Below are 11,439 nucleotides of genomic sequence, written 5' to 3' on the forward strand. Positions count from 1 at the left end.
CCTTTTGGCAAAGCCCCGGGGGAAGATGAGGGCATGCGCGCCCTTCTTCCCCTCCTTTGGCTCCTTTCCGCCTGCACCCTCACCCTGGAGCTGGTCCATCCGGGCCACCGCATCTCGGGGCTGGAGACCCAGGGGACCTACTGCACCCACGGGGACACCTGGGTGGACTTCCGCTTCCTCCTAGAAGGGAGCCTGGACCGCTTGGAGCTTTACTGGCTTGCCGAGGGAAAGCCTCCCCAGGAGGCCCGGCCCGGAGAGGGGTATACCCTCTTGGGTCCTATCCGGGGAGGTCTCTTGCGGGGCTGGCTCCAGGTTGCCCCCTCCGGGGAGGTCCGGGCGGTTTCCCTCACCTCCCCCCAGGGCCAGGGGGGAGCCCTGCCCCAGGGGATCGGGGTGGAGCCCTTGCCTGAGCGCAGGCTCTGGCTTAGGGGCTTCACCGGGGGGGTGGCGGGGCCCTTCGTCGCTGCCCAAAACCCCGTCCGCCCCGACGCCTCCCCCGCCTGCGATCCCCTCTGGTAGCCTGTGGGCATGGGGGTCCTCGAGGCGGTGCAAAGGGAGCTCAAGGCCCTCTTCGGTTCCCGGGCCCTCCTGGGGCCGGAGAGGGGGGTCTACCGCTACGACGCCATCCTGGTGGGGCCAGAGCCCCTGGCCGTGGTCCTGCCCGAAAGCCGGGAGGAGGTGCAGGCCCTGGTGCGCCTGGCCCGCAAGCACGGTCTACCCCTGGTTCCCCGGGGGGCGGGAAGCGGCCTCTCCGGGGGGGCGGTGCCGGAGGAAGGGGCCATGGTGGTGGCCTTCACCCGCATGACTCGCCTGGAGCTGGACCCCAAGGGCCGCACCGCCTGGGCCGAGCCCGGGGTGACCACGGCCCGGATCTCGGAGGAGGCCAGACCCTACGGGCTCTTCTACCCTCCCGACCCCGCTTCTTGGCGCACCAGCACCTTAGGGGGAAACCTGGGGGAGAACGCCGGGGGGCCCCTTTGCTTCAAGTACGGAGTCACGGGGGACTACCTCCTGGAGCTGGAGTTCGTGGACGCCTTTGGGGAGGCCCACCGCCTTTCCCGCCAGGCCTACGATCTGCCCGGCCTCCTCATCGGTTCCGAGGGCACCTTGGGGCTCATCACGGGGGCTAGGGTGCGCCTCCTCCCCCTGCCCCGGCACCGGGCCACCCTCATGGCGGCCTTTCCCGAGGTGGGGTCCTTGGCGGAGGCGGTCTCCCGGGCCATCGCGGAAGGGGCAGTGCCCGCTAAGCTGGAGTTCCTGGACCCCGTCTGCGTGGGGGCGGTGGAGGACTACCTGGGCATGGGCCTGCCCCGGGGGCATGCGCTTCTCCTGGCGGAAACCGATGGGGACGACATCGAGGTGGTCCAGGAGGAGCTTTCCCTCCTGGAGAGGACGGCCCAAGGCCTGGGGGCTAGGGTGCGAAGGGCGCAGGACGAGAAAGAAGCCGAGGCCCTCTGGCGAGCCCGCCGGGCGGTGAGCCCCGCCTTGGGCCGCATCCGCCCCAAGCGGGTGAACGAGGACATCGCCGTGCCCCGGAGCCGCCTGCCCCAGGTGGTGCGGGAGATCGCCGCTTTGGCGGAGGCCTACGGCCTCATCGTGGCCCAGTTCGGCCACATCGGGGATGGCAACCTGCACCCCAACATCCTCTTTGACCCCAGGCGGGAAAGCGAGGAGCGGGTTTGGGAGCTGGCCCACGAGATCGCCCGGGTGGCCCTGCGCCACGGGGGGGTGCTTTCCGGGGAGCACGGGATTGGCCTCATGAAGCGGGAGTTCATGAGGGAGGCGGTGGATGGGGCCACCCTCGAGGCCTTCCGCGCGGCGAAGGGGGCCCTGGACCCCCAAGGCCTGTTCAACCCACGAAAGGTCCTCCCCTAAGGGCCGGCGCATAGGGGTTGCCGCGAGATTGGTCTTCGCCCATGAGCCATGGGCAGGGAAGAAGGGCGTTGCCCAAGGCCTTTCTGAGGCCCCCGCCGTGGCACCTGGGGGTAAGCCCCAAGGGGGGTCCAGGCCAGGGGGAGGCCCTCTCCCGGGGTAAGGGTGCCCATGCTGGTTCGCCAGGGTTCATGCCTGGCTGGTCCTTTTTCACAGGGTTTTAAAAGGAGCCGATCTATCCTGGAAGCATGGATGGCCGGGGCCGCTTTTTCTACCTTGCCAGCTGGATGGGGATGGCCCTGGCCCTTGGGCTGCAGGTGCGGCGGTTTCCCCCCCAGGGCCTGGAGGTTCTCCTCTACGGCCTTTTCATCCTCCTTGCCCTCTGGGCCTTGAGCCGGGGTCCTAAGCTGGCGCCCCGCTGGCTCCTCCATCCCGTGGGGGCCTACCTCCTCTTTGAGATGGTGCGGGTGGGGGATAGCTGGCCCCTGGTGGGTTTTTTCAGCCCCGCCTTGTACCTTTTGGCTGGGCTTGCCTACCCGCCCTGGTCTTTGGGGTACCTGCTCGGCGCCTTTTGGGGTGGGGTTTTGGTCCTGGCCCCCTTACTTTTGGGCCGGAACCTGGACTTCTGGCCCCACTTTGCCGTGAGCCAGGTGCTCCTGGTGGGGCTTACCTTCCTCCTGGCCCGCTTCCGCGAGCTCCACGGCCAGATCCGTTTCTGGCGGGAACAGGCCCTCACCGACCCCCTCACGGGCCTGCCCAACCGCCGGGCCCTGGAGATGGCCATGGAGCGGGAGGCGGCCCGGGTGGAGCGGGGGGAGGAAACCTTTGCCCTGATCCTGCTGGACCTGGACGATTTCAAGCGGGTGAACGACACCCAGGGCCACCAGGAGGGGGATCGCCTTCTCAAGGAGGTGGCCCAGTACCTGGTGGCCCACGTGCGCCAGGGGGACCTGGTGGGGCGCTGGGGCGGGGAGGAGTTTGCGGTCCTTCTTCCCCAGACCAAGGGGGAAGAGGCGGCGCAGGTGGCGGAAAGGCTAAGGGCTGGCCTTGCCCGTTTGGGCGTGACGGGGAGCTTCGGGGTGGCGGTGTACCAAGGGGACCTACAGGACCTCTTCCAGAAGGCCGATGGCGCCCTATACTTGGCCAAGTCGGCGGGCAAGGACCGGGTGGAGCGGGGTTTTTAGGAGACGCGGTAGCCCACCTGGGCGAGGACCTTCCGGGCCGCCTCCCGTTCCTCCCGGCTGGCGAAGCCCAGCCGGATGGCCCCGGCTTCCTCCCGGATGGTGAGGACCTCGATGTCCTTGATGTTCACCCCGGCCTCTCCCAAGGCGGTGGCGATGCGGGCGATCTCCCCGGGGCGGTCCGGCACCTGCACCACCAGGTCGTGCATCTCGGGGAGGAGGCTCCGGCGCACGATGGGGAGGCTATCCCGGGTGCGCTTGGCGGCCTCGGCCGCCTGGAGAAGCCTCTTTGGCTCGTCCAGGAGGCCTTCCAGTTCCAAGAGCACCGCCCGGAGCTCCTCTATGGCCGCCTTGAGGGCCTCCTTGTTCTCCACCACCATGTCCCGGCTCATCCTGGGGGAGCCCGAGGCCACCCGGGTGAGGTCGCGGAAGCCCCCGGCCGCCAGGAACATGAGGAGGTCCCGGTGGGGGCTTTGGGCCACCAGGCGGTTCAGGGCCACCGCCAGCAGGTAGGGGAGATGGGAGATGCGGGCCACCAGCTGGTCGTGGAGTTCCGGGGATATTTCCAAAGGATAGCCTCCCAAGGCCTCCACCAGCCTTCTGATCCCCTCCTGGGCCTTAGGGCTGGTCCTTTCCGTGGGCGTCAGGACCCAGATGGCGTTTTGCAAGAGGCCGGCGTGGGCGTTTTCCACCCCGGCCCGCTCGCTTCCCGCCATGGGGTGGCCCCCAAGGAAGTGGGGGAGGGCGGCCTCGAGGGCCGCCACCACCCTGCCCTTCACGCTCCCCACATCGGTCCAGAGGCTTTCGGGGTTTGCCAAGGGGGCCAAGGCCTTCCCCAGCTCCGCCAGGGCCCCCACGGGGGCGGCCAGGATGCCCAGCTGGAGCTCCCCCACCCAAGGCCCCAGGGTGGGATGCACCCGGTCCGCTACCCCCAGGAAAAGGGCCTTCTCCAGGGCCTCAGGGTCCTGGTCGTAGGCGTGGATCTCCTCCGCCAGGAAGCGCTCCTTGAGCCCCAGGGCCACGCTCCCCCCCAAAAGCCCCACGCCAAAGATGCCCACCTTGCCAAAAAGCGGCCTCATCCCCGATGCGGCGGGAAGGCCCCCTGGGCCGGGGCCGAAAGGGTCTTGCCCAGGGCCTCCACCAGGCGCCGGGCCTTGGCCATGAGCTCGGCGAACTCGTGCTCGTGGAGCTGCTGGGCGGCGTCGGAGAGGGCCTTTTCCGGCTCGGGGTGGGTCTCCACGATGAGGCCGTCCGCCCCCGCCGCCAGCCCCGCCAGGGCCAGGGGGATGACCCACTCCCGCCGGCCTGCGGGGTGGGAGGGGTCTACCCAGACGGGGAGGTGGGTCCAGGACTTCAGCACGGGCACCGCGGCCACGTCCAGGGTGAAGCGGGTGGCCTTCTCAAAGGTGCGGATCCCCCTCTCCACCAGGATGACCTGCATGTTGCCCCGGGAGAGGATGTACTCGGCGCTCATGAGGAACTCCTCCAGGGTCATGCTCATGCCCCGCTTGAGGAGCACGGGCTTGCCCGACTCCCCCACCGCCTGGAGGAGGGGGAAGTTTTGGGCGTTGCGGGCCCCGATCTGCAAGGCGTCGGCGTACTCCGCCACCAGCTCCACCTGCTCGGGGGAGAGGACCTCGGTGACCACGGGAAGGCCCGTTTCCCGCCGGGCCTCCGCCAGGATCTTCAGGCCCTCCACCCCCAGGCCCTGGAAGGCGTAGGGGCTGGTCCTGGGCTTGAAGGCCCCACCCCGGAGCATCCCCGCCCCGTGGGCCTTGACGTACCGGGCCGCCTTCAGGGTCTGTTCCCGGGACTCCACCCCGCAGGGGCCCGCCGCCACCAGCACGTGCCCGTCCCCCGTCTTGCCCGTGGGGAACTCCAGGACGGTGGGGAAGGGCTGGACCTCGAGGCTCGCCAGCTTCCACGGCTTGGAGATGGGGATGACCTCCGCCACCCCCGGGAGCGCCCGGAAGTGCTCCATCAGCTCGGGGGTGGGGCCCTTGCCGATGGCCCCCACCAGGGTGGTCTCCACCCCTCGGGAAACATGGGGCCGGTACCCCACCTTCCCGATCTCCCGGATGACCTCCTCCAGCTCCGCTTCCGTGTGTCCCCGCTTCATCACGATGAGCATCTTCTCCTCCCTAAAAAGCTTGGGCGCCCCCTTTTTTGGGGGCGCCCTCTTGCGGAAAAACCCTATGCGGACCGCAGGGCGCCCCCGGCGGGATAATAAAAGCCAAAGTAGTGCCCAGAGGTCCGCATATTGCCCCTAAGCTTAGTGAAGGGGGAAACCCCTGTCAAGGGTGCGCGGGGGAAAGCCGGACCTCGGCCCCCGTGGGGTCCTTAAGGGTCCTCTCCCGCCCCCAGGGGTCCAGGAGGCTATAGGCCAAAAGCCCGGTGGCCCCTGGGGGCGCTTTCCGCCTTCCCGCCCAGATGTTGGCCCCTATGTGGTGGTGGTAGCCATCCCAGGCGAAGAAGAGGGCCCCCGGGTAGGTGCGCAGGGTGACCCCCATGCCCAGTTCCCCCGCGAAGAAGGCCTCGGCCTCCTCCAGGCTTTCCACGTGGAGGTGCAGGTGGCCGAGGAGGGCCTCGGGGGGAAGGGGGCCGGGGCCTGGAGCCTCGGAAAGAAGCCTTTCCAGGTTTAAGGGGGCGGTGAACATCAAGGGCCCTTGGGGCCATTCCCCTTCGGGCCGGTCCCGGTAGATCTCGAGGCCATTCCCCTCCGGGTCGCGGAAGTAGAGGGCCTCGGAAACCCCGTGGTCTGCCGCCCCCTCAAAGGGGATGGGGGCGCTTAGGAGCTTCCGGGCCACCTGCGCCAGGGCCTTCCGGTCGGGGAGGAGGAGGGCGAAGTGGTAGAGGCCCACCGAGGGGTAGGGCCTTGGGAGGGCCTGGGAGTCGTGGAGGACCTCCAAATGAAACCCCTCCCCCTCAGGGAATAGCCGGTAGCGGGGTGGGTCCGCTTCCACCTTCAGGCCCAGAAGGTCCCGGTAAAAGGCCAAGGCGGCCTCCAGGTCCCGCACCCTAAGGGTTAGGGAGGAAAGCCGCCTGGGAAAGGCCATTACTGGGCCGCCGCCTCCTGGGCCTTCACCGCCTCGGTGTCCACGCTGAAGCGCACCTCCTCGCCCACCAACACCCCGCCCAGCTCCAGGGGCATGTTCCAGGTGAGGCCGAAGTCCTTGCGGTTCAGCCGGCCCTCAAAGTGGGCGGCCACCCGCTCGTTGCCCCAGGGGTCCTTGGCGGGGCCATGGGTTTCCACCTCAAAGGCCAGGGGCCGGGTGACCCCGCGGAGGGTCAACTCCCCCTCCACCCGGTACCTTCCCTCGCCCAAGGGGGTGATCCCGGTGCTCTTGAAGAGGATATCCGGGAAGTTCTCCGCATCCAGGAAGTCGGGGGAGCGGAGGTGGTTGTCCCGGTCCGGCACGCCGGTGTGGATGCTCTTGGCGTCCAGGCGTGCCTCCACCCGGAGGGGCTTGCCCGCCTCGTCGGTTTCCACAAAGCCCTCCTTGAGGTTCAGGGTGCCCTTCACCGTGGCGATCATCATGTGCCGCACGGCGAACTGGATGCTGGTGTGGGTGGGGTCTAGGTTCCAACGCATCTTTGAACCTCCTTGGGCTCGAGGCCCAAGCGTATGATATCCATAGCGCTATACTATGTCAAGCGCTATCCCGGATAGTAGCTGGGGGAGAAGGCGAGGCCCAGGGCTTGGGCGAAGGCCTGTAGGCCCAGGCGGTCGGGCTCCTCCAGGTGGTAGCGGAAGTTCCAGAGGTAGTGCTCCATCAGGGCGGGGTGGATGCCAAGCCTCCTGGCCTCGGCCTCCGCCACCTCCCCCAGCCGGGCCAGCCCCTGGCGCCGGGCCCGCCTTAGGGCCCGCACCAGCTCCAAGGGGGGAGGGGCTTCCCTGCGGTAGGCCCAGACGGCGAAGACGAAGGGGAGCCTGGTGCGCTCAAACCAGAGCATGGAGAGGTCCACCACCGCCACCTCTCCGAAGCGGGTGGGGAGGGCGTGGGGGGTTTCGGGAAGGCGGTCTAGGAGCTGGGCGTAAGCCCTGATGGCCTTGTCGCCGATGAGGAGTACCCCGTCGTATTCCCCAAGGAGCTCCAGCCCCCCTTCCCTCCCCTCGTACCGGGGGAAAACCCCCCGTTCCCGGAGGAGGAGCTTCAGGAGCTCCACGCTGGTGGCGCTTTCCGTGGTGAGGGCGATGCGCCTTAGGTCTTGGAGCCTTCCCTTGTGGAAGAGGTTCACCGAGTACACCCGCCCCAGCACGGCCACGGAGAAGTCGGGAAGCAGCCCGAGCTCCTCCTGGTGCTCCAGGTAGAAGTAGCTGGAGACCAGGGAAAGCCCCACCTCCCCCGAGAGCACCATGCGGTTGAGTTCCGCGGGGACGCCGTGGCACAGGGTCCAGCCGTTGGGCTTTAGGAAGCGGTAAAGGGGGGCGGTGTTGGCGTAGAGGGGGACGCCTAGGGCGTAAGGCATCAGGCTTCCACCCGGTCCCAGACGCGGATCTCCCGGTAGAGGGCATCCCGCTCCACCGGGATCCTCCCCGCGGCCAGGATGATGCGGGCCAGGGCCGCCTTGGAAAGCCCTTGGGGGGTGGGGCTTCCCGCCATGTGGACGATGCGCTCCTCGATCAGGGTGCCGTCGATGTCCGTCACCCCCCAGTCCAGGGAGACCTGGGCCAGCTCGGGGGTGAGGGTGGCCCAGTACCCCTTGATGTGGGGGATGTTGTCCAGGTAGAGCCGGGCCACCGCCAGGTTGCGGAGGTCGTCCAGGCCGGTGGTGAACTCGCGTTTCCCCAGCTTCCTGGCCAGCAGGTTGCCGTCCGGCTGGAAGGCCAGGGGGATGAAGCTCATGAAGCCTCCGGTTTCGTCCTGGAGCCGGCGGAGGCGGTCCATGTGGTCCAGGCGCTCCTCGAGGGTCTCTATATGCCCGTAGAGCATGGTGGCGTTGGTGGGGATCCCCAGCTGGTGGGCGGTGCGGTGGATTTCCAGCCAGCCCTCCGCGGAGACCTTGGCCCGGGCGATCTGCCGCCGCACCCTCTCGGAAAAGATCTCCGCCCCCCCGCCCGGCATGGCGTCAAGCCCCGCCTCCTTGAGGGCCTGGAGCACCTCCTTGTAGGGCAGGCGGGCGATCTTGGAGAAGTGGTGGATCTCCGCCGCGGTCCAGGCCTTCACCTGCACCCCGGGGAAATTCGCCTTCAGGGCCCGCACCAGGTCCAGGTAGTAGGTAAAGGGCCTTTTGGGGTGGTGGCCCGCGGTCATGTGGATCTCCGTGAGGCCGGGCTGGTACCGCTCCCTTACCCAGGCCACCACCTCCTCCACCTCCCAGTCCCAGGCCCCCTCCTCTCCAAACCTCCTTTGGAAGGCGCAGAAGGTGCAGCCCACGTAGCAGATGTTGGTCTGGGAAACGCGGATGGAGTGGACGAAGTAGGTCTTGTGCCCGTGCTTCCGCTCCCGCACCCGGTTGGCCAGGCGCATGAGGCCTGGGAGGTCCCGGGTCTCGTAGAGGACCTTGCCTTCCGCAAAGGTGAGCCGCTCGCCCACCTCCACCTTTTCCGCGATGGGCCAGAGCTTAGGGTCCCGGATGCCCTTCACGGGGAGGAGTCTACCCCTTGGCGGAACCTCTGGACTAGGGCCTCCACTTCCTTTCGCCTTCCCCCCACGCTCTTCCCCGGCAGGAGGCCCCGCAGGTAGCGGTCGGTGAGGAGGAGGTCCACGTAAGGGTAGACGGTGGCGGCCATGACCGCGTCCAGGAGGTCGGAGGGCCGGGGCTTGCGGTTGAGGTCCGAGGCCATGTGGGCGAGGAGCTCGGCCAAGAAGCGCACGAAGGGCACCTCCTTGAGGCCGGTGCGTCCCTTGATCTCCTGAAGGGCCGCCTCGAGGGCCTCCCGATAGGGCAGGCCCCGGAGGCTTTCCGGCAGGCCCCGGAAGGGGGATAGGTCCGCGGGGATTTCCCAGCTTCCCCCCCTCCAGAGGAAATCCTCCCGGTAAAGCCCCCGCTCCTGGCGCACGGCCACCTCCTGCCAGGGGCGCACCCAGTACCCCTGAGAGAACTCGGCGAAAAGGCGCTGCAAGGCGGGCAGGAGGTAGCCCGCCTTCTCCTGGGGGCCCCGTACGGGGTAGAGGGTCTCCAGCACGTGGAAGGGGCTGGGAGGGGCCAGGACCTTGCCCCGGAGGGCCCGGTAGAGCTCCCCAAACACCTCATGCCCCCGCTGGCCCAGGAGGTGCTTGGCCATGCGGCTGGCGTGGTTTTGGTCCAGGTAGACCAGCAAGGTCCTATTCCTTGGCCTTGGCCAGCCACAAGGCGGAGGCCAAGAGGGCCACGCCCCCGGCGAAGAGGAGGAAGTCCAGGGAGGTCTGGGGTTTGAAGGCGGAGGCCTTCTCAAAGAACTTCACCACCAGGATCATGATGATCACCTGGCCCAGCTTCCCCTTGAGATCCCCCAGGCTTTCCACCGTGAGGACGTTTTCCAAGGGAAGCTCCAGCTTGCGGATGAAAAGCTCAAAAAGGCCCAGGCTGAAGATGAGGAAGACCGCGCTCAGAAGGGCCAGGTCCACGGCGCCCACCAGGAGGGGGAGGGCTTCGTCCAGGGGTTTTTGCACGGCCACCAGGGTTTCCTCGAGGGCGTGCCAGGCGAAGTAAAGGGCCCCGAGGAGCATCCCCGCCACGGGCAAAAGCATGAGCCAGCGCAAGGGGTAGACCAAGGTCTCCGGGCGCATGGGCTCATGCTAAGGCAGGTAGGGGGCCGCGGGGGAGGTGCGGGTGGAGGCCCGTTCGATCAGGAGGGGCTCAAACCGCACCGCCCGGGGAGGGCCCGCATACCCTTGCATCCTTTCCAGGAGGAGCTGGGCCGCCCGAGCCCCCATGGCCTCCACCGGCTGGGCGATGGTGGAAAGCCCCACCTCCTCGGTGAAGGGATGGCCGTCAAACCCCAAGACCCGCACCTCCTTGCCCACGGTAAGCCCCAGCCTCTCCGCCTCCTCCAGGACCCCCAGGGCCACCTGGTCGGCCCCGGCGAAGACGTTGAGGGGCGGGGAGGCCCTTTCCAGGAAGTACCGGAGGGCCAGCCTGCCCCCCTCCTGGGAGAGCCGGGTGGTGTACAGGTGCTCCTCGGGGAAGGGGCGGCCCGCGGCCTTGAGGGCTTCCCGGAAGCCGGCCAGGCGCTCGGCGAAGACCGTGTGGCGGAAGGCCCGGTCGGGCTCCTCCTCCACCTTCACGGCGAAGATGGGCCCGGGGAAGCGGGCCAGGTACTCCCCGGCCAGGTGCCCCCCCAGGAAGTTGTCCAGGTACACGGAGTCGTACCGGGGGTTCTTGGCGTCCACCAGCACCACGGGACGGTCGGTGGGAAGACGCCCCCCCTCAAAGTGCTCGCTGAGGTCGTAGGAGGCCAGGATGAGCCCATCGGTGAGAAAGGCCAGGGTGGAGCTTTCCAGGTAGCGCCTAAGCCGGGCCTGGGAGAGGATGGGGAAGAGGGCCAGGTCGTAGCGCTTTTCCAAAAGCACCCCCTCAAGGCCCTCCACGAGCCTGCGGTAAAACTCCGTGGCCACAAAGGGAAGGAGCACCGAGACCGTGTAGCTTCTCCCTCCCGCGATGCGCCGGGCATGGGGGTTGGGGGTGTAGCCCAGCTCCTCCATGGCCCGGAGCACCCGGGCCCGGGTTTCCGGCCGCACCGCCTTGTGGTTGTTGAGCACCCGGCTCACGGTGCCCACGCCGACCCCGGCCCGGGCGGCCACCTCGAGGATGGTGGGTTTCTTCTTCATGACCTTGCTCCCCATTCCTGGTGGAAGCGCTTCATGGAAGCTTCCACTCCCAGGATAGGGCAAGGGGGAGGGTTTTGCAAGAATGGGGGCATGGCCCACGTGATCCTGGCGTACCTCCTGGGTTCCTTGGTGGGGGGGCTTCTCCTCTTCCCCGAGGTGCGGGACAAGGACCTTCCCGGGGGCTCCGGGGTTTACCGCAGGAAGGGCCCTTTGGCGGCCCTTTTGGTGGTGCTCTTTGATCTGGGCAAGGGGGTTCTGGCCGCCTGGCTGACCCCGCCGGAGTGGCGGCCCTGGGGGGCGGGGGCCGTGGTGGCGGGGCACAACTGGCCCCTTTACTTCCGCTTCCGGGGCGGGGGTGGGATCGCGCCCTCCTTGGGCTACTTCCTGGCCTGGCTTCCCCGGGAAACCCTGGTGGCGGCCCTTTTGGGCCTGGGGGTGGCGGGGGTCTACCACCTGGTGTACTGGGGAAGGCGCCGCAAGGGCATCTACCCCATTCCCTTTGGGGCCATCTTCGGCTACCTGGCCCTCCTGCTCCTGGCTTCCCCCGAGGGCCGGTTGGGGGCCTTCCTGGCGGCCCTTTTGGTGGGGCTTAGGGGCCTGCAAATCCTCAGGGGAAGATGGTAGCTTTAGGG

Annotated in this window: 13 protein-coding genes; 4 read left to right on the forward strand and 9 right to left on the reverse strand. The window is 68.2% G+C overall.

All coding sequences use genetic code 11. The features are described 5' to 3' along the window. The first annotated feature begins 33 nt into the window (after positions 1 to 33). The 3 genes from BS74_RS03635 (at position 34) to BS74_RS03645 (ending at position 3,056) form a co-directional block, all read left to right on the forward strand. A complete protein-coding gene (locus BS74_RS03635) occupies positions 34 to 519 on the forward strand; it encodes a hypothetical protein (protein WP_038058812.1) in 486 nt (161 codons plus the stop codon). 9 nt (positions 520 to 528) lie between these two features. Beyond that, positions 529 to 1,875 (forward strand): FAD-binding oxidoreductase, encoded by a 1,347-nt coding sequence (locus BS74_RS03640; protein ID WP_038056155.1) that lies wholly within the window; start codon positions 529 to 531, stop codon positions 1,873 to 1,875. 245 nt (positions 1,876 to 2,120) lie between these two features. Next, complete coding sequence (locus BS74_RS03645) at positions 2,121 to 3,056, forward strand: GGDEF domain-containing protein (RefSeq protein WP_038056156.1); 936 nt, start codon at positions 2,121 to 2,123, stop codon at positions 3,054 to 3,056. Here the strand turns inward: BS74_RS03645 and BS74_RS03650 are convergent. The 9 genes from BS74_RS03650 to BS74_RS03690 form a co-directional block, all read right to left on the reverse strand. Continuing rightward, positions 3,053 to 4,132: a prephenate dehydrogenase/arogenate dehydrogenase family protein gene (locus BS74_RS03650; protein WP_038056158.1), complete on the reverse strand. Its 1,080-nt coding sequence runs from the start codon at positions 4,130 to 4,132 to the stop codon at positions 3,053 to 3,055. The genes BS74_RS03645 and BS74_RS03650 overlap by 4 nt on opposite strands. Beyond that, on the reverse strand, positions 4,129 to 5,184 hold the full coding sequence (gene aroF, locus BS74_RS03655; protein ID WP_038056161.1) for a 3-deoxy-7-phosphoheptulonate synthase: 1,056 nt from the start codon (positions 5,182 to 5,184) through the stop codon (positions 4,129 to 4,131). Before aroF ends, BS74_RS03650 begins: the two co-directional genes overlap by 4 nt. 163 nt (positions 5,185 to 5,347) lie before the next feature. Beyond that, positions 5,348 to 6,109, reverse strand: coding sequence for a VOC family protein (locus BS74_RS03660; protein ID WP_038056162.1), 762 nt, complete (start codon positions 6,107 to 6,109; stop codon positions 5,348 to 5,350). Next, positions 6,109 to 6,645 carry a YceI family protein gene (locus BS74_RS03665; RefSeq protein ID WP_038056163.1) on the reverse strand — a complete coding sequence of 179 codons (537 nt, stop codon included), beginning with the start codon at positions 6,643 to 6,645 and terminating at the stop codon, positions 6,109 to 6,111. Before BS74_RS03665 ends, BS74_RS03660 begins: the two co-directional genes overlap by 1 nt. Positions 6,646 to 6,710: 65 nt before the next feature. Further along, positions 6,711 to 7,523: a menaquinone biosynthetic enzyme MqnA/MqnD family protein gene (locus BS74_RS03670; RefSeq protein ID WP_038056165.1), complete on the reverse strand. Its 813-nt coding sequence runs from the start codon at positions 7,521 to 7,523 to the stop codon at positions 6,711 to 6,713. Beyond that, positions 7,523 to 8,641 (reverse strand): aminofutalosine synthase MqnE, encoded by a 1,119-nt coding sequence (gene mqnE, locus BS74_RS03675; RefSeq protein ID WP_038056167.1) that lies wholly within the window; start codon positions 8,639 to 8,641, stop codon positions 7,523 to 7,525. The genes BS74_RS03670 and mqnE overlap by 1 nt, the downstream gene beginning before the upstream one ends. Then, entirely contained in the window at positions 8,638 to 9,318 is a 681-nt protein-coding gene (locus BS74_RS03680) for a hypothetical protein (protein ID WP_038056170.1), read from the reverse strand. The genes mqnE and BS74_RS03680 overlap by 4 nt, the downstream gene beginning before the upstream one ends. 4 nt (positions 9,319 to 9,322) lie before the next feature. Beyond that, positions 9,323 to 9,766: a YqhA family protein gene (locus BS74_RS03685; RefSeq protein ID WP_038056171.1), complete on the reverse strand. Its 444-nt coding sequence runs from the start codon at positions 9,764 to 9,766 to the stop codon at positions 9,323 to 9,325. Positions 9,767 to 9,775: 9 nt separating this feature from the next. Beyond that, positions 9,776 to 10,807 (reverse strand): substrate-binding domain-containing protein, encoded by a 1,032-nt coding sequence (locus tag BS74_RS03690; protein WP_038058814.1) that lies wholly within the window; start codon positions 10,805 to 10,807, stop codon positions 9,776 to 9,778. A gap of 90 nt (positions 10,808 to 10,897) precedes the next feature. On the opposite strand from BS74_RS03690, the gene BS74_RS03695 reads away from it, so the two are divergent. Further along, positions 10,898 to 11,431 (forward strand): glycerol-3-phosphate acyltransferase, encoded by a 534-nt coding sequence (locus BS74_RS03695; RefSeq protein ID WP_038056173.1) that lies wholly within the window; start codon positions 10,898 to 10,900, stop codon positions 11,429 to 11,431. Positions 11,432 to 11,439: the final 8 nt, after the last annotated feature.

The sequence above is a fragment of the Thermus amyloliquefaciens genome (assembly GCF_000744885.1).
Classification (GTDB): Bacteria; Deinococcota; Deinococci; order Deinococcales; family Thermaceae; genus Thermus; species Thermus amyloliquefaciens.